12 protein-coding genes and 1 pseudogene are annotated in these 18,175 nt (G+C 55.6%); 2 read left to right on the top strand and 11 right to left on the bottom strand.

What is annotated here, in order from left to right; translation table 11 throughout:
• Positions 1–3: 3 nt before the first annotated feature.
• The 9 genes from HGO37_RS20480 to HGO37_RS20440 all read right to left on the bottom strand — a co-directional run bounded on the left by HGO37_RS20480 (position 4) and on the right by HGO37_RS20440 (position 11,664).
• Positions 4–948, bottom strand: a complete 945-nt coding sequence (locus HGO37_RS20480) for an isoaspartyl peptidase/L-asparaginase family protein (RefSeq protein ID WP_250984958.1) — start codon at positions 946–948, stop codon at positions 4–6.
• A 42-nt stretch (positions 949–990) separates the two neighbouring features.
• Positions 991–2,529 (bottom strand): hydantoinase/oxoprolinase N-terminal domain-containing protein, encoded by a 1,539-nt coding sequence (locus tag HGO37_RS20475; RefSeq protein WP_250984957.1) that lies wholly within the window; start codon positions 2,527–2,529, stop codon positions 991–993.
• Positions 2,526–3,602 carry an S-methyl thiohydantoin desulfurase family protein gene (locus HGO37_RS20470; protein ID WP_250984956.1) on the bottom strand — a complete coding sequence of 359 codons (1,077 nt, stop codon included), beginning with the start codon at positions 3,600–3,602 and terminating at the stop codon, positions 2,526–2,528. Before HGO37_RS20470 ends, HGO37_RS20475 begins: the two co-directional genes overlap by 4 nt.
• A gap of 167 nt (positions 3,603–3,769) precedes the next feature.
• On the bottom strand, positions 3,770–5,365 hold the full coding sequence (locus HGO37_RS20465; protein WP_250984955.1) for an ABC transporter substrate-binding protein: 1,596 nt from the start codon (positions 5,363–5,365) through the stop codon (positions 3,770–3,772).
• Between the two features lie 39 nt (positions 5,366–5,404).
• A complete protein-coding gene (locus HGO37_RS20460; protein ID WP_250984954.1) occupies positions 5,405–6,541 on the bottom strand; it encodes an S-methyl thiohydantoin desulfurase family protein in 1,137 nt (378 codons plus the stop codon).
• On the bottom strand, positions 6,534–8,090 hold the full coding sequence (locus HGO37_RS20455) for a hydantoinase/oxoprolinase N-terminal domain-containing protein (RefSeq protein ID WP_250984953.1): 1,557 nt from the start codon (positions 8,088–8,090) through the stop codon (positions 6,534–6,536). Before HGO37_RS20455 ends, HGO37_RS20460 begins: the two co-directional genes overlap by 8 nt.
• A gap of 14 nt (positions 8,091–8,104) precedes the next feature.
• Positions 8,105–9,751 carry a nickel ABC transporter ATP-binding protein NikE gene (gene nikE / locus HGO37_RS20450; protein ID WP_250984952.1) on the bottom strand — a complete coding sequence of 549 codons (1,647 nt, stop codon included), beginning with the start codon at positions 9,749–9,751 and terminating at the stop codon, positions 8,105–8,107.
• Between the two features lie 3 nt (positions 9,752–9,754).
• Entirely contained in the window at positions 9,755–10,636 is an 882-nt protein-coding gene (locus tag HGO37_RS20445) for an ABC transporter permease (protein WP_192489083.1), read from the bottom strand.
• Positions 10,636–11,664 carry an ABC transporter permease gene (locus tag HGO37_RS20440; protein ID WP_192489084.1) on the bottom strand — a complete coding sequence of 343 codons (1,029 nt, stop codon included), beginning with the start codon at positions 11,662–11,664 and terminating at the stop codon, positions 10,636–10,638. The genes HGO37_RS20445 and HGO37_RS20440 overlap by 1 nt, the downstream gene beginning before the upstream one ends.
• 137 nt (positions 11,665–11,801) lie before the next feature.
• Between HGO37_RS20440 and HGO37_RS20435 the strand changes: the two genes are divergently transcribed.
• A complete protein-coding gene (locus tag HGO37_RS20435; protein ID WP_250985118.1) occupies positions 11,802–14,156 on the top strand; it encodes a helix-turn-helix transcriptional regulator in 2,355 nt (784 codons plus the stop codon).
• An 18-nt stretch (positions 14,157–14,174) separates the two neighbouring features.
• On the opposite strand, the pseudogene HGO37_RS20430 reads toward HGO37_RS20435, so the two are convergent.
• Positions 14,175–14,612: pseudogene (locus HGO37_RS20430) on the bottom strand (EamA family transporter).
• A 137-nt stretch (positions 14,613–14,749) separates the two neighbouring features.
• A complete protein-coding gene (locus tag HGO37_RS20425; RefSeq protein ID WP_250984951.1) occupies positions 14,750–16,090 on the bottom strand; it encodes a dicarboxylate/amino acid:cation symporter in 1,341 nt (446 codons plus the stop codon).
• A 242-nt stretch (positions 16,091–16,332) separates the two neighbouring features.
• On the opposite strand from HGO37_RS20425, the gene HGO37_RS20420 reads away from it, so the two are divergent.
• Positions 16,333–18,174, top strand: coding sequence for a sensor histidine kinase (locus HGO37_RS20420; protein ID WP_250984950.1), 1,842 nt, complete (start codon positions 16,333–16,335; stop codon positions 18,172–18,174).
• The last annotated feature ends 1 nt before the right edge of the window (position 18,175 follow it).

Below are 18,175 nucleotides of genomic sequence, written 5' to 3'. Positions count from 1 at the left end.
TCCTTACAATGTAATCTCATAAACTTCTTCATGCGTGGCAACAAAGGCCTTGCCTTCCGTTGTCACCCAGCCACGAAACATGCCCGGCGTGTTGTATGGTGCAGTCACATTGCCTGTGGCATCAACAGCAACCAATCCGGCGCCAATATCGTGAGCGGCGAGATCGTCGTTTATCAGTCCACCGGCTGCGGTTTCAAGGTCCTGCCCTAGATAAGACACGCGCGCCGCCACTTCATGACCAACCACGTAGCGAATAAAAAATTCGCCCTTGCCGGTACCAGAAACAGCGCAGGCACCATCGCGGGCATAGGTGCCCGCACCGATAACTGGACTATCGCCCACACGGCCATCCGGTTTGTTGGTGTAACCACCTGTTGATGTGGCGGCGGCCAAATGCCCGTCAGCGTCCAGTGCCACGGCGCCGACGGTGCCGTGTTTTTCGTTTTCGGTTGCTTCAGTTCCAGCAGCCGCATGGGCCTTCATCGCTCTCAGGGCCTCAACGCGTTTCGGGGTTGTGAAGTAGGACTGTGGTTCAACGGCCAGACCCTTTTCTCCAGCAAAGGTGTCAGCCGCAGGACCGGTCAGGAAAACGGCGCGACCGTCTTCCATCAGCACGCGGGCCGCGCTGATCGGATTGCGAATGACGCGCGAAGCACTGATCGCTCCAGCTTCCAGCGTCTGCCCATCCATGATCGACGCATCGAGTTCATGTAGGCCATGTTCGTTGAGTGCCGCGCCATGCCCGGCATTAAAGTGCGGGCTGTCTTCCATCACGACGACGGCAGCTTCAACAGCGTCAACCGACCGTCCACCCGCCTTCAGCACGGCGTAGCCGGCACGCAAGGCATGTCCTAGATCCAGCCGCGCCTCAGCCCATTCCTGCGCCGTCATGCTATCCTGTGGCAGCACGCCACAACCACCATGTATGGCCAGTGCGATTTTAGTCATGTCATGCTCCGATCATACCCTGCTATCAGCGGGTGAAGAGGTTCAGGTGAAGTCGATATCGCCGATAACCCGCACTCGAACGCGACGTGCGCCGCCCGGCAGATAGGCAATCGGAATATCCTCAACTTCCAGTGTCTTGAGAGTACTGCGGCCAGCACCGGAGGCAACTGCGGCGTCCTGCGCTTCAGCTTCCGCTTTTGCCAGCGCTTCATCGCGGCTCATGCCGGAAAACACCTGATCGACTTCGCCAGATACCTGCGCCATAGCAGCGCCCAAGGCATTGGCCACACCGGCATTTTCAACACGCAACACTTCCGACGCACCAGGTATGCTTTCCGGGATCAGAAATGCACCGCCGCCAACGGCGATCAATGGCACATCTTCAGCAGAGGTTTTCATCTGATCGAAATTATCAGCGACCATGTCTCGGATGCGGCCAAGGCATGACTTGACGAAAGTCGGATCCAGATCCTTGACCCGATCCTTGTCACCCATTTCGATCAGACCTGCGGCAACGGCAATATCCGACGTGGTCAGCGTATTGCCGCCGAACACTCGTGCTTCTGTCAGGATACGGTAACCCACCGAACGAGGACCAATGGTTCCTGTTTCAGGGTCGATAATGGTGCCGCCACCAAGCGCCACCGGCAACAGGTCTGGCATGCGGAACAGCGTACGTACGCCACCGATATGAACGATGTTGTTCGCCTCGCGCGGGAAGCCGCCAATCAGGCAACCAATGTCCGATGTCGTGCCGCCGACATCCACCACCATCGCATCGGTCAATCCGGTCAGGAAAGCCGCGCCACGCATGGAATTGGTTGGCCCGGACGCAAAGCTGTGCACGGGGTTTGCCGAAGCGACATCTGCCAGAGCGACTGTGCCATCATTCTGCGTCAGGAAGAACGGAGCCGTTACGCCCGCTTCGCGTAATGCGTCCGAAAATGCCTGTACTGTCGTTTTCCCCAGGGTCTGCAACGCGGCATTCAAAAGTGCAACGTTCTCACGTTCCAGCAAGCCAATGCGACCCAGCGTGTGCGACAGCGTGATCCGCGCATCCGGAATAACCGAACGGACAATGTCTGCGGCCTTGATTTCACACTCGGTGGTCAACGGCGAAAATGTAGCCGAGATCGCAATGGAAGTGATGCCCGCGTCGCGGATCTTCATTGCCGCTTCACGTATTTCCTCAGGGATCATCGGCACAAGCGGGCTGCCATCATATTCATGGCCGCCATGCACCATGAAGATCATCGGATCAACAGCGCTGCGCAGATCATCCGGCCAATCGCACATCGGCGGTAAGGAACGGCCGGTTGGTAGCGCGATGCGAATAGCGGCAACTCGCTCAAGCCGCGCACGCTCGACCACCGCATTGGTAAAATGCGTTGTTCCGATCATTACGGCATCGATTGGCGTGCCGGCCGCCTGCTGATGCCCGGAGACATGTGCCAACGCCGCCTTCACACCCGAAAGCACGTCCTGTGTGGTTGGAACCTTGACGGAAGAGATAATTGTTTCGCCATCAATCAGCACGGCATCCGTGTTGGTGCCGCCTACGTCAATACCGATGCGTTTCATGGAAATACCGATCTGAAATCTATATCATAGCCAAAGGCGCGGGGACCAACCGCAGCAATACCAGCGGGTGTTGTCAGAAGTTCCGGTGCGGGCAGAGCAACGACCGTCACGCGCTGTCCATAGCGCACCGATTCAGTGCCGATAGCACTGCCGGAAACCGTATCGAGCAGGCAAAGCAGGTCAGGCGTCATGGCGACAGGCGAACCGTCGCGGAAGGCGACAGCCCATTCATTCTGGAAGGCCAGTTCCATACGCGAACCCTTGTCGGCATCCATGCCTTCAATCACCGTGCTACCGCGCAGGAAGCCACCGGTAGTTTCGCGCGCAACGTCAATTACCTTGCCGCGGAAAAGCTGTTTGCCACCTTCGTGGTCAAGAACCGCCTGTACCGGATCAGCATGCCGTGCACGCGCATCCATAACGGCACGTCCAAGTTCCACCGCCTTGGTGACGGTGTAGTGAATGCCCCACTCCTTGACTTCCTTGCCGGTGCGTGGCGCTTTGCAAGTCGCCGCCGTCGAGCCAACCTCGGTGCAGACTTTACGGGAAATCCGCTCCATCCACTTCCACGATGCGGCACGGGTAACAATCACCTCGTTATCGCGCACATCAACCAGTGACAGCGGAAACATCGGTAGATTGCCAATCGCAAATGACGTCATCTGCGCTTCGGGATAGGCACGTCCCATCGCATCGGCATTGACAACTGGTCGGTCCAGCATTGCAGCGGCGAGGAAGGACGACAAAGCATTGGAACCGCCAATTTCCACGCTCATGATGGCGCGGAACGGCTTACCCAGATAATCTTCCATCACCTCCACCGCACGGGCAAGATGGACAGGGTCTCCAAGACGCTCCTGACCAACCAGCGGCGCGCCCATCTTGGAGACAACTGCAACCATGTCGTCATCTTCAAGTGCCATCGGGTCCATGACCTGAACGCGGCGACCTTCGGCATAGAGACGTCTGAGGTTCAGGGTGGAGATGTAAGGATTGCCTCCGCCTCCAGTACCCAAAATCCATGCGCCGGTGGCCAACGGTTCAATGTTTTCTTCTGCGAATTCCTGAAGCATGTCTCACCCTAGAGCAATTCCGGCAAAATAGCGCAGCGCGCCTCGCATTCAGGAATTGCGTGAAAACAAGGAGATAGAGCGATTTTCGCAATCAAAACATGCGTAAATGCTCTGGGAAATTGTGTTTCCGACCCCGCATGTACGGGGCCGGATTTTCTGTATGCCTATCAGTTAGCCGAGCAATCCCAATGGAAATTGGAGAAGTTCAGATCCCAGCTCTGCATCGGCACGAACTCGTAACCCTGCAGGCACTTGTTCGCACCGTAACGGCGGTTAGGTGCAACAGCCCAGACATCCGGCTGCAGCTCAGCAATCTTCGTCTGCAGTTCCTTGTAGGTTGCATTTTGTTCAGCAACGTCGGTTGTCGCACGCGCCTTGTCGATCAGCGCATCGATTTCCGGGTTCTGCAACCATTCCATCGACATCCATGTGCCAGACGCTTTCGAGTGGTACTGGTTGTAGAACATTGCGTCCGGCGAAGGGTAGGTCGGCGAAATGTTGACCTGTGTTGAGGCTGGAGTGGTTTCCGGTTTCGAAGAGAGCTCAACAATACGGTTCCATGGCTCTGGCTTGATATCAAGCGTGATGCCGATCTGCTCCAGATTGGCCTGCAGCATCAAAGCCACTTCAGCTTCGAAAGCCAGAGAGGCAACATAGCTGTTGACGAGCGTGATTGGCTGACCGGCATATTTGGACTTTGCCAGTTCTTCCTTGGCCTTTTCCAGATCAAAAACGCCCGGCTCGATGCCATCATTATGGGCATCCTTGAAGGCGTCCGAAAGCGGACCCTGCATGTCGAAGCCCGGATAGATAACTTCCTGAATCGTCTTGTAATCCGTTGCATAGGCAATGGCGCGACGAACATGAACGTCATCAGTCGGGTATGCCTTGGTGTTCAGCTTGATGACAAATCCGCCAGCCGTGCGGGTCTGGATGATCTTGTAACCATCCATCTTGCCGATGGACTCGTAGGTGTCGTTACCGAGACCGTGCGACGTCAGGCCAAGTTCACCTTTCTCAGCCAGAGCTTTTACTGTGGCATCGTCGCTTGTCTGGACAAAACGAACTTCGTCGATCGGCTTGCCCTTGTTCCAGCCGCCGAAATAATCGGGGTTACGGGCAATGACCATGTCGGCTGAGCGGTTGTAGCTGACAAGGCTGTATGGGCCAGAGCCAGATGAATGCTCGCCGACATAGGCTTCGCCCCACTTGTCGTCAGGCTTGGCATTGGCAGTGATAAGCTTCTCGTTCAGCGCAACCATCAAGGGTGTGACCGACATGAAAGGAGAAAACTGGCGGTCAAGCTTCACGATGACGGTGGCGTCATCAGGCGCGGTCACGTTGTCAGGGTTTACCAGACCAACCAGCAGGTTCGATGGGCCCTTGTTGATGCCAATCAGCCGCTGGATGGACCAGACCAGATCGGATGCCTTAACGGCCGTGCCATCCTGGAATTTTACGTCATCACGCAAGTGGAATGTGTAGGTGAGGCCATCTTCCGAAATGTCCCAGGACTTCGCGAGATGCGGAACCACTTCACCCGATGGACTCACGGTGGTCAAACCGTCATACATGTTCACAACGGCCATGTAGCCGGTGTAGTCGGTGACCTTGGCAGGGTCGAGCGAGCTGAAGATTTGCATGGTGTTGACGGCAATCGACACCTTTGCATCGGCCGCCTGCGCGGAGAAGCCCAAAGGCAGGGCGATTGCCGTGCCAAGCGCTAATGCCGCAAAACGCGAATATCTGGAATGCAGTTTCATGGAAGTTCTCCTCTTTGTAATGCGGGAAAATCCCGCTTGTTATTCCGCAGCCTCACGAACCGGCGCAGGCAGGGGTGAATAGGCAATGTCCGGGTAGCCGAATGCAGCAGGACCAACGACCTCAAGGGCGCGGGCAGTCCGCAGCAAATCATGGCAAGGGATGGCAATAACCGCGACACGCTGGCCATAACGCAGCATTTCAGTGGTGATCGGATAACCGGTGTCGACGTCCAGCAGAACGATCAGGTCAGGCACGCAAACCTCGACCTCGCCGTTACGACGGAAAATCAGGAATTCGTTCTGGATTGCGACGCCAGCCGTCTGGCCACTAAAGTCGTCGAAACCTGCCAGTTCCAGTTCACCGACTGCAAAACCACCACGCAGGTGACGCTTCAAATCGGTGATCTTGCCGTTGAAGATGCGGCGACCGCCTTCCAGTTCACAAACGGCTTCGATCGGGTCTTCCTGTGCCTTGCGGGCACGGATAACCGCCTCACCAATGGCGATTGCCTTGGTGTAGCTTTTCGGAATGCCGTACTGGTGCACATAGTGCGCCTGCATCGGCGCGGTGGCCAACATGGCGCCGCCACCCTGCGCGACAACGCAGGCACGCGCCATACGTTCATGCCAGACTTCCGATACCGCGTGACTGAAGATCACTGCATTGCCATGCAGGTCACACATCACAGACGGCGTTGAGCTGTGGCCATAGATCGAGAAGGTTGTCATCTGCATTTCTGGGAAGGCGCGGCCCATACCGTCGCAGTCCAGAATAGGCAAACCGCCAAGTGCCGCTGTAACCAGCGGGTTCATGGAGTTCGCACCGCCGATTTCTTCACAGACGATTGCGTCGATTGGCGCACGGATAAGTTCTTCCATGGCCCGCAGGCAACGCAGACCTTCACGGCCTTCACGAATGCGCTCGACACCAACCACTGGTGCACCGATACCGCCAAGCGACATGCAGAGCGCGTCGGGCTCAATGGCGTCGGTCGCGAGAATTTTCATCTCATAACCGGCCTTCATCGCTTCAAGCACCAGCAGCTTGCCCTGATAAGGATTACCGCCGCCGCCCGTACCTAGAATGCCCGAGCCGATTTCAAGCGCGTCAAGATCTTCAACCGTCAGCGTGCGCAGGTTGGCCTCGTCATATTTCAACTTGCGCGTCTCAGCCATGATGGCCTCCCATTTCTCCAACTACTTTCACATGAATGCGGGTGGCGTTACCCGGCAGGTAGGCCAGCGGCATGTCTTCACGTTCGATAACCTCAAGCGTTTCTGGCAGGGCACCGGCAGCAATTGCCTTTTCACGGGCTTCAGCTTCCGCTTCTGCAAGTGCACTTTCGCGTGTACGGCCTTCAACCAGCGAGAAAACGCGGTCGGTTTCGCCGCTGATCTGCGCAATCGCTGCACCAACGGCATTGGCAACTGCGAAGTTGTCCGGGCGGATCACTTCAAGATCACCGATCCGCTCTGGCATCAGGATGGAACCGCCACCGACGGCGATAACCGGAACTGGAGAAGAGGAAATACGGCTGCGCTCAACGCAGGCTTCCAGCATGGAATTGATCTTGGCAGCAGCAGCCTTGACCAACTTGCTGTCGAGCGTTTCAACCAGTGCCTTTTCGCCAACATCGGCCTTGCCGGAAGCAACAGCGATATCGGTCGCGGTTAATATCGCACCGCCAAAGCACAGAGCTTCTTCACGGACACGGTAACCAACTGACTTCGGCCCTACGGTGATTTCAGAAGCACCGTTCAATACCAGCGAACCGCCACCCAAGCCGATGGAGAACACATCTGGCATACGGAAGTTGGTGCGTACGCCACCGATGTCCACAGTTGTCGAGGCCTGACGCGGGAAACCGTGCGACAGGGAGCCGACATCCGATGTTGTACCGCCAACGTCAACCACAACTGCATCCTTGAGACCAGTCAGGAATGCCGCACCACGCATCGAGTTGGTTGGGCCAGACGCAAATGTCAGAACAGGGAAAGCCCGGACAACGTCGGCAGCCATCAACGTGCCGTCGTTCTGTGTGATGTAAAACGGGCAGGTGATGCCAGCAGTGGCAAGCGCCTTGCCAAATGCCGCGACAGTCCGGTCTGCCAGAGAAAGCAGACTTGCGTTCATGATCGCGGCGCTTTCACGCGCCAGCAGGCCATGGCGACCGATGTCCTTCGACATCACAACAGGAAGACCTGGGCAATGCTGTTGCAGAATTTCCTTGGTGCGCAGTTCCATGGCATCGTTGATACCACTGAACACACAAGTCACGGCAGCAGCCTTCAGGCCCTTGACGCGAATGTCGCTGGCGATCCGCACGATGGCATCTTCGTCCAACGGCGAGATTTCGCGGCCATCGAACTCATAACCACCCTTGACCTGATAGCCATGATTGCCAACGATCTTGCGCAGATCTTCTGGCCAATCCACCATCGGTGGCAAACCTGCGCCCGATGGCAGGCCAAGACGGATAGCGGCCACCTCTTCCATATGACGTCGCTCAATGACGGCATTGGTGAAGTGTGTCGTGCCGATCATCACAGCGGAGATCACACTGCGATCAATACCCGACGCCTCGATAACCTTTTCGAGCGCCTCGAGAACGCCGGATGTCACATCCTCCGTGGTGGAAGCCTTAACTCCCGCCAGTACAGTTTTATCCTTCAGGACTACAGCATCCGTATTGGTGCCGCCTACATCAATTCCAACGCGATACACGTCAGCTCCTCTCATCAGTCCGTTGTTTTCACCAGAAAGCGCAAGCGCTCTTCTTCGGTGACGGTGGGTTTTTCGCGCTCTTCCTCATCGGTAACGACAGGGATCGCGGCAATTAGTGCGCGGGTGTAAGGGTGTTGCGGATCGGCAAAGACCTCGCGCGTTGAACCTTCTTCGACGATTTCACCACGCAGCATGATTGCGATGCGCGAACAGAAGTTGCGCATGAGCGAAAGGTCATGGGAAATCATCAGGTAGGTCAGTCCGAGTTCCTGTCGCAGTTGCTCCAGCAATTCGATGACCGTTTTCTGAACAGACACATCAAGAGCGGCCGTCGGCTCGTCCAGAATGAGTATCTTCGGTTCGGCCGCCAAAGCGCGTGCAATCGCGACACGCTGTTTCTGGCCACCCGACAATTCGTGAGGATACTTGGCGAGATAAGATTGTGGCAGACGGACCAGATCCATCAACTCCAGCATCCGTGCTTCGCGGGCGGTCTTGTCCATGCCAATCGATTTCAAAGGCAAGGTCAGCGTCTGTCGGACAGACCGTTTGGGGTTCAGCGATGTGCCCGGGTTCTGATAAACAATCTGGGTCAGGCGTTTACCGCGCGCCGGTGCTGGCGCATCAATGGACAGGCTGCCAGACGTCGGTGACGACAGGCCCATGATCATTCTGGCAACGGTCGTCTTGCCGGAACCGGATTCACCGGCAAGGCCAAAAATCTCACCTTCACGCAATGTCAGGGTGACGTCACGAACGGCGTGATAACCATTGCGCTTGCCGAAAATCTTGTTGAGATCATTGAGCCGGACAATCGGCTCGCGATCACTTTCCGGCGCATCAACAACACGTGGGCCGTAAAGCGGCGGTACAGCATTCAGTAGAGAGTTGGTATAGGGCTCGCGCGGCGCATGAAGAATTTCCGAGCATGGGCCGGTTTCGACAATATCGCCATGGTGCATGACCACCACGCGGTCTGCCACCTTGCGAACCACGCCAAGATTGTGGGTGATCATCAGCAGGGCCATATTCTCTTCAATGACCAGGCGATTGATCAGATTGAGAATTTCATCCTGCGTGGTCACATCGAGAGCCGTACCCGGCTCATCGGCGATCAGCAGCTTTGGACGGTGCAGCAAGGCAAGACCGATCAGAACACGCTGGCGCATGCCGCCGGACAGTTCCGACGGATAGGCATTCATGACACGTTCGGTGTCTGCCAGCTGCACGCGACGCAACACCTCGGCGATACGGTTGCGACGCTCTGACTTCGATGACGAGATGCCATTGCGTTTGTCTGCAAAACGCATGACGTCATCTAGGTGCGTACCAATCCTGAAAACCGGATTGAAGGACGACAACGGGTCCTGCATGATCAGGGAAAATGCCGTACCCTTCAGTGCCTCACGTTCTGCTTTTGGCAGGGTAAGAACATCTTTTCCACCCACCACAATCGAGCCGGATGTGATCGAAGCATTTTTCGGCAAGGTACCGATGATTGCCTTGGCGGTTACGGATTTTCCCGAACCTGTCTCACCAATCAGTGCAACACGTTCACCAGCAGCAACGGTAAAGCCCACATTGCGCAACACCTGACGCGAACGACCATATGTCGTGAAGGAAACGTTGAGGTTCTCAACCTGAAGAAGCGGTTCAGTCATCAATCAATTCTCCACGTCGAACATGTCGCGCAGGCCATCGCCCAGCAGGTTGAAACCAAGAGTAACGTAGAGAACAGCGGCACCGGGGCAGAGCACTTCCCACCAGAATTCAGGCATGAACTGACGACCATCGGCCACCATCGAACCAAGGTCAGGGATAGGTGGTTTTACGCCGAAACCGAGGAAGCTGAGCGTCGCGCCGAACAGGATGACGAATGCCGCATCAAGCGTAGTCTTGACCGAGATAACCGACACGCAATTCGGCAATATTTCCCGGAAAAGAATGTGCATGGGACCGGCGCCGGCAAGGCGTGCCGCCTCAATGTAATCCTCAGAGGCAATCGACTTCGATACCGAATAGATGAGGCGCGCGTGCCATGTCCACCACAACAGCGTAATGGCAATCATCGCGTTCATCAGTGTCGGTTCGAGAAGGTTAGACACGGCAAGCGCCATTACCAAAGGTGGCATCGCCAGCATGACGTTGGTAAGGCCGGTGATGAATTTCTCTGTCCAGCCACCGACGTAGCCAGCCACCAACCCGAGAATTGTGCCCACTGGTACGGAGATACCCAGCACGCCGATAACCAGCAGCAACGAGATGCGCAGACCAAAAACAGTGCGCGAAAAGATGTCGCGGCCCGCCTTGTCCGTGCCAAACCAGTGCAGGGCATCGGGAGGCAGGTGTCTGGCGCGAAAATCAACCACTGCGCCAACATGCTTCGGATAAGGCGTCAAAAATGGTGCAAAGACAGCAAGAATAACGACCGAGAGCAGGATGAGCGCGCCGATAACGGCAGCCGGGTTGCGGCTAAACCTGTACCACAGAATGTAACCGGCACTCAGCGCCTTGTCGGATGTGTCGAGCATTTTCATATCGGCCATCAGCGTGCCTCCTTGTGACGCAGGCGTGGGTCGATGATCGAGATCAGAACGTCGACGATCATGTTTGCAACGATGAAGAACAGACCGGCGACCAGAACCACGGCGGTAACGGCATTGAGGTCCTTCTGAAGGATCGAGTTCAGGCCGTAGGAAGCAAAACCGCCCCAGGCAAAAACCATTTCAATAACAAAGGCGTTGCCGATCAGCGAGGCGAATTCCAGGCCCATGATTGTCAAGGGTGCGATGGATGACAGCTTCAAGAGGTAACGGAAGATGATGACCCGTTCAGGCACGCCGAAGCTCTGCAGCGTCAGCACGTGATCCTTGCGCTGATTTTCGATCATCGAGGAGCGGGTAATGCGGGTGATCTGTCCGATACCGGCCATGGACAGCGCAAATGCTGGCAGTGCGAGATGTTTGAGAGCATCGCCGACCACATCAAAACGACCGGCCAGTAGACCATCGACCAGAATGAAACCGGTTGGTCCACCTTGCCAGCCAAGTGAATGGTCCAGCCGCCCAATGATTGGCCAGCCACTGATGTACCTGGCAGCCAGCAGCTGCAGGGTAATGGCAAACAGAAAGCTCGGAATGGTGACCCCGGTCAGGGACAGAATGCGTCCGAGATGATCGAGCCCTCTATCGCGATAATGCGCGGTGATGACCCCAAGGGGTATTGCGACCAGAAACATGAATATGACGGATACCAGCACCAGTTCAACGGTCGCGGGAACAGTCTGAGCAAGGTCCGTCGTGACCGGGCGCTGCGACACCAGCGACATGCCGAGATCCCCGTGCAGAGCATTTTTGACATAATCGACATATTGCAGGGCTAGAGGCTTATCCAGACCCATCTGCAGGCGTAGCGCCTCAACCTGTTCCTGCGTGGCAGCAGGGCCGAGAGCCATACGGGCTGGATCGCCCGGCACCACACGCGCCAATGCAAAAATCATGATGGACAGGGCAATCATGACAAGCACGAATGTACCAAGCCGGGTCATAATTGCGATCAACGGATGTTGCTGCATCAGCGGGTGTTTCCTTGTGCATCGGCTTTTTGATGCATCAACATCACCAGATAACAAGGGATCAGCAACCTTAAAAAAGTATAGTTTTTTGTCGTTATGGTATAGGTTTTTGCATGCCTATAGCCTATCCATTCGGCATGAATGTCATGCTTCCACGCCCTCATCTGTGCCAACGCATCCTGCAGGAAACTGCAAGCGTCATCTTTTTGCGGGCACCGGCAGGAGCGGGGAAAACCAGCCTGTTAAAACTGTTCGCCGGCTTGACGGAACGTTCTGTTTGCACGTCAACACATCCCAAAACTGAGGATGTAAAAGACGGTTGGCTTTTATGGGATGTCCCGGTCGCTGCACGAACAGCCAAGATACCGGCCGCAACCCTTCAAACCGTGACCACGGTCATTATCGCCTGTCGCCCCGAACAACGTATCAGCGGTCTTGGTCGGCAGATATTGCATCATGGCTCGACAACGATCGGCGCTGAAGACCTGACCTTTTCCGATGAAGAGCTTAATGCGCTACCAGCGGCGAGCGCAGCATCGATGCGGGAAGGTTACGCCGGTTGGCCAGCCTTTTTGCCACTTCAGGGCAACATCGATGATGACACCTGTTGCGACTATTTGCGCGAAACCTTCTTAAGCCATCTCTCGCCGGAACAGACCATGGCGCTTTCGATATGGCTTGAAGCGCCTGATGGCGCCGCGCATCAACCCTGGGCAAGTCAGTTACCGCCGTTTCTGACACGTCATCCGCAACAGCACAAAGACCTGATACGACTGTTGACGATTGCAGTGCAGGAACGTCTCCAAGTTCTGGAAAACAGCATCGCAGTCGTCGAATTGGCTTCCGCATTGGAAAAGGCGGGCCGCGCGCTACAAGCCATGGCTCTGCTGCTGGACAAGGGATACGAAACACATGCCGCGCAAATTCTAGCGCGCGCTCATGGGCGTGAACTTATCTATCGCAGCAGTGTCAATGCGTTTCAAAACATCATCATGCACTTCTCGCATGACATGATTGCCTCTAACGAAACGGTATTGTTTGCGGTATGCAGAGCACTGCTCAAGCAGGGTGAGTTGCAGCGCGTGCGCCATCTCGTCGGTAAGCATCTTGGTTCAGATTACCTTGATCCATTCAAGGCTCTGGCAAACGGTTCGCGCTTTTCCTTTGCTGCCCGCACTTTCCGTCTGAATCTGATGATTACGGAAGACCTGACACCCAACGATGCGATGATTACCCGCCTTGGTGAATTCATGGCGGATTACCCAATGGGTGACCATGGCAAATGGGCCGGCTACTACAACGCCCTTCTTGAGTTCGAAATCCGCCGCCGTAACTTCCGTGAGGCGGAAGCTGCGGCTGCCCGAGCGCTTATCTATCTGCGCAAAATGGGCGGTCAACCACTTCTCGAATTCTTCATCCACCTGCACCAGATCGTGCTGCGATTGATGAGCGGCGATGCGCTGATGGCACGGCGGGCAGCGCAAGATGCACGTGAACGATTGGAGCAGGTCACGCACGAGGTCCCGCAAGAAAGGCGCATGTTGCGGCTGGCGGAAGCCTGCATAAACTACGAATCAGGCCGCCCACGCGATCTGCTGGAATTCATCCAGAAAGACTTTGAGCACTTCGCGGCCGCTGAGATCTGGCCGAGCCTCATGCAGTTTGCTCTGCATTATGCGACCCAGATCGTCATGGACCATTTCCCGATGACCATAAGGCCGGGATTTCTGGATGGCTTGTGGATACACCTGTCTGAAGGATTGCAGTTTCATGCGATGATGGAAATCCGCACCGCGATAGCCTACCAAAATACCAACCGCTGGTCGGAAGCTGCTGCGACACTGACTTCCATCCGTATGCCGATGGGTAAAAACTGGGTCGAAAGTGCCGAAGAAGAACTGACCCGACTGACGCGGCGTGACGAGATCACCTACGTCATGGCCTGGCTTAGAGATGCGGTTCACGTCTGGACGCCCCGCAACTATCTGCCACGACAGATCGATGCACTAATTGCCAATCCGAAAGTCACCAATCGCGAGAGGGTGGCGCTGCTGATCTGGCAAAGCTATACGGCCCATCAACGCCGTGACAATGCCGCGGCACGCGCCAATATCTTGCTGGCACTGGAAACTGCAACGCGCCTCGGCTGCAATGGCGTTCTTTCCGAAGAACGAATCTTTCTGTCGCCGCTTCTCGAAAATCGTCGAATACGCAGCTTCATCGAAACCTCGTCTGATGTGCGCGCTGCTTTGGCGATTTTTGCAGCTTCAGTGAACTCCCCGCAAGCCCGCGCAATCCATGGCGGATTGTCTCAACGCGAAGTACAGATGCTGCAATTTCTGGCTGGCGGCATGTCCAACAAAAAAATCGCTCAAGCCCTTAATATTTCGGAAGTCACCGTCAAGTTCCACCTTGGAAACCTGTTTCGAAAGCTCGACTGCAGCCGCCGCGCCGAAGCAATCAGAGCCGCCACCGCACTCGGCTGGCTCTGAAATGGCGCCCTCACTGCCTTATCCTCGGTAAGCGACCAGTACCGCGCCGCACGCGATGAGAGCAACGCCAAGCCAGTTCGGCAGCGACAATCGTTCCCCCAGAAACATAACTGCAAATACGGCTACAAACACGACGCTGAGTTTGTCGATCGGTCCCACACGAGCGGCATCACCGAGCTTCAGTGCACGAAAATAACAAATCCACGAGGCTCCGGTCGCAAGGCCGGAAAGCACCAAAAACAGCTAGGTCCGTCCGGAAATGCCGGATGGTTGCTGCCAGTTACCGGTGATGTACACCATCAGACCGGCGGCACAAAAAATGACAATGGTGCGAATGAATGTTGCAAAGTCGGAATTGACATTCTCGACACCAATCTTGGCAAAAATCGCCGTCAAGGCGGCGAAAGCAGCCGACAGCAATGCACAGAAAGGCCATGAAGCAAAAACACTTTTCATTTTTTGATCTCGGAAACAGCAGAAGGTTCGGGTTCAGTCATTGCACCGCAACGCAGCCGCCGCAAGTCTGTTTTCAGGGCAAAGAAAAACCCGGCCACCTGAGGAAGCCGGGTTCTGTTCTTTCGCCTTGCGCGATTTTATTCGGCAGGCTGCGGCATCGGCGTGCTGTCGATCACATCGATGCTGGCAATTTCTTCACCGTTCAGAACCCGCTGAAGCTGAGCCTGATCAAGTTCACCTTCCCAACGAGCAACGACGATAGTGGCAACGGCATTACCAACGAAGTTGGTCAGTGCGCGGCACTCGGACATGAAGCGGTCGATACCGAGAATGAGCGCCATGCCAGCGACCGGAACGGAAGGAACAACGGACAGCGTTGCAGCAAGCGTGATGAAACCGGCACCGGTGATACCAGCAGCACCCTTCGAGCTGAGCATCGCAACCAGCAACAGCAGGATCTGCTCACCGAACGACAGGTGAATACCTGTTGCCTGCGCAATGAACAGAGCCGCAAGCGTCATGTAGATGTTGGTACCGTCAAGGTTGAAGGAATAACCGGTCGGGATAACCAGACCGACAACCGAGCGTTTGCAGCCGGCCTTTTCCATCTTGCTCATCAGGCCCGGAAGCGCAGCTTCCGAAGACGATGTACCGAGAACCAGCAGCAGCTCTTCCTTGATGTAGCGAATAAGCGCCAGAATGGAGAAGCCATTGTAACGGGCGACAGCGCCAAGGATAACCAGCACGAAGATCAGCGATGTCAGATAGAAGGTACCAATGAGCATCGCCAGATTGGTGACCGACGAAATGCCATATTTTCCGATTGTGAAAGCCATGGCGCCGAATGCACCGATAGGAGCAGCCTTCATCAGGATCGCGACCAGCTTGAAGATCGGGTACATCATGGCATGCATGAAGTCGACGACCGGCTTGCCTTTCTCACCAACGACACCAAGTGAAATACCGAAGAGCACCGAGAAGAACAGCACCTGGAGAATGTCACCGCTGGCAAATGCGCCGACAATGGTGGTCGGGATGATGTTCATCAAAAAGCCGGTGATCGTCTGCTCATGCGCCTTGTCGGCATAGGTCGCAACCGCCGTCGCATCGAGAGACGCAGGGTCGATATTCATGCCGGCACCCGGCTGAACAACGTTTGCAACAATCAGACCAACGACCAGCGCAAGCGTGGAAAAGGTCAGGAAGTAGATCATCGCCTTGCCGGCAACACGTCCGACCTTCTTCATGTCGTTCATACCGGCAATACCGGTCGCAACGGTCAAGAAAATAACAGGTGCAATGATCATCTTGACCAGACGAATGAAACCATCACCCAATGGCTTCAGCTGCTCACCGATGGACGGCCAAAAATGGCCCAGAAGAATACCGGCCAGAATGGCAACCAGCACCTGGAAATACAGGTGACGGTAAAATGGCATGCGGACATGGCTTGCAGCCACAGCTGTACTATCAATCATGATTTTCTCCTCCTCGGCTGGACCTGCCTTTTATAGGGGCCTCCCGGTCAGCCTTGTTTGGTCTGGGGCCTCGCGACCGCTTGATGACGCTTCTGCAAACACCGTGCCAAGACAGAAAAAATCAGATAAACAACTGAAATAAATCGATTTAATTTCTTGAAGCAGCTTCACGAAATTTGGAATCGTGTAGAATCCCGCGCAGAAATATTGCCTTTTGTGTGAAAATACGCACAAGGTAAACGATGACTATATTCACCGCATCCCGGTTCAAACATATCGATGCCGCTCAAAGGCCGTGGTGGCTGTTTGCGTTTATCTGGGCTGTAATTGTGGTGGTGGCGATTTATGTCGCAGGCGAACTTGGCCGAACAGAAACCATCAAGGCCTTACAGCAGGACGCCTCAACTGACGGGCAATTGAAAGTCGCGCTTCTGAATGTTGCATTGGAGCGGCCCCGCGCCCTGCCGCTTGTGTTATCAGGCGACAGGGACCTCGTTGCCGCTCTGGAAACTGGCGGTGCCGCAGTAGATCGGCTTAACCGCAAACTGGAGGGACTGATCGAAGGCACACAGGCCTCGGTGATTTACGTGACAGGCCCGAATGGCGTCGCAATAGCATCCAGCAATTGGCGTGCCGCAGACAGTTTTGTCGGCACCAGCTATTCCTTCCGGGACTACTTCAGCCTTGCAATGCGCACAGGCATGGCCGAGCACTACGCCCTGGGAAATGTCAGCCGCAAACCCGGCCTATACATATCACGACGTGTGGATTCTGAAGACGGCAAAGCACTTGGTGTTGTCATCGCGAAGGTCGAATTCAACCGTCTGGAGGCTGACTGGAGAATAGGTGGCAAACCGGTTTATGTCGCTGATGCCAACGGCGTTGTGCTGATGACGAGTATTTCGGCATGGCGCTTTGACACAATCAAACCCATAGACCAACAGACCCGCCGCACCATTGCCGACAGCCTGCAATTTGGTAATGAGACACTTGATCTGCTGCCATTTTCCTCGTTGCGCTTTATCGACAATTCGACGGAGCTGATCCACATCAATTCACCCGCCGTCAACAGTGGTGACTATCTACGTTTCATCCTGCCGGTACCCACCACCTCATGGCACTTGCATTATCTTTTGCCGGTTGAACCTACCTTGATGGTAGAGGTGCAGAGGATGCGTCTCCTGATGCTGGCCGGCATGATGCCGCTTATCGTATTGTCTGGTTTGTGGTTGCGACGGCGCCAAAAAGCCCGACAAGCGGAAGAAGTTGCCGCCAAGGCCCGCGCTGAGCTGGAACGCCGGGTGGATGAACGAACACGTGACCTGCAAAGTGCCATGGACCAGCTGGAAACAGAAATCAGCGGCCACCAGCAGACCGGCCGAGAATTGCAAACTGTCCAGCAGGAACTTGTAAAGGCAAACCGGCTGGCCATTCTCGGACAGGTGGCAGCTGGCGTCGCTCATGAAATCAACCAGCCTGTCGCGACGATCCGCGCCTTTGCGGATAATGCACGCACTCTCATGAACCGCCAGCGGCTGGAAGAAGCCGACGAAAACATGAAAGACATTGCTGCGTTGACGGAGCGCATTGGTGTCATCACCAGTGATCTTAAGATATTGGCCCGCAAGGGCAGGGCGGCTGCACAGCCTGTCAGAGTCAAGGCTGTCATCGAAGGTGCAGTCGTGCTGCTGCGCAGCCGTTTCGCAGGTCATATGGAGGCGCTGAATATCGCTCTTCCCGCTGAAACCTTGATGGTGTCTGGCAGCCCGATCCGGCTGGAGCAGATCGTGATCAACCTTCTCCAGAATGCGCTCGAAGCAGTTGAAGACAAGGCCGGTGGTCAGGTGACGATCAGCGTGCGCGAAGCTGCCGATCAGGTGGTCTTGAGCGTTGCAGACAACGGACCGGGCATTGCGCCAGACATTCTTGAGGCCCTGTTCACGCCCTTCAACACATCGAAAGACGGCGGACTTGGGCTTGGGCTGGTTATCTCCCGCGAAATTGCCGCTGACTATGGCGGACGTATCGAGGTGGAAAGCAATCCGAGTGGAACCTGCTTCTCCGTCTATCTCAAAAAGGCATGAT

It is taken from the genome of Rhizobium sp. CG4 (assembly GCF_023701965.1).
GTDB lineage: Bacteria > Pseudomonadota > Alphaproteobacteria > Rhizobiales > Rhizobiaceae > Agrobacterium.
This window is presented reverse-complemented; position numbering and strand designations above follow the sequence as displayed.

What these genes read in the sequence shown, in the direction of transcription:
- HGO37_RS20480 (WP_250984958.1), bottom strand. Translation starts at nt 948, where the DNA reads ATGACTAAAATCGCACTGGCCATACATGGTGGTTGTGGCGTGCTGCCA.
- HGO37_RS20475 (WP_250984957.1), bottom strand. Translation starts at nt 2,529, where the DNA reads ATGAAACGCATCGGTATTGACGTAGGCGGCACCAACACGGATGCCGTG.
- HGO37_RS20470 (WP_250984956.1), bottom strand. Translation starts at nt 3,602, where the DNA reads ATGCTTCAGGAATTCGCAGAAGAAAACATTGAACCGTTGGCCACCGGC.
- HGO37_RS20465 (WP_250984955.1), bottom strand. Translation starts at nt 5,365, where the DNA reads ATGAAACTGCATTCCAGATATTCGCGTTTTGCGGCATTAGCGCTTGGC.
- HGO37_RS20460 (WP_250984954.1), bottom strand. Translation starts at nt 6,541, where the DNA reads ATGGCTGAGACGCGCAAGTTGAAATATGACGAGGCCAACCTGCGCACG.
- nikE (WP_250984952.1), bottom strand. Translation starts at nt 9,751, where the DNA reads ATGACTGAACCGCTTCTTCAGGTTGAGAACCTCAACGTTTCCTTCACG.
- HGO37_RS20445 (WP_192489083.1), bottom strand. Translation starts at nt 10,636, where the DNA reads ATGGCCGATATGAAAATGCTCGACACATCCGACAAGGCGCTGAGTGCC.
- HGO37_RS20440 (WP_192489084.1), bottom strand. Translation starts at nt 11,664, where the DNA reads ATGCAGCAACATCCGTTGATCGCAATTATGACCCGGCTTGGTACATTC.
- HGO37_RS20435 (WP_250985118.1), top strand. Translation starts at nt 11,802, where the DNA reads ATGAATGTCATGCTTCCACGCCCTCATCTGTGCCAACGCATCCTGCAG.
- HGO37_RS20425 (WP_250984951.1), bottom strand. Translation starts at nt 16,090, where the DNA reads ATGATTGATAGTACAGCTGTGGCTGCAAGCCATGTCCGCATGCCATTT.
- HGO37_RS20420 (WP_250984950.1), top strand. Translation starts at nt 16,333, where the DNA reads ATGACTATATTCACCGCATCCCGGTTCAAACATATCGATGCCGCTCAA.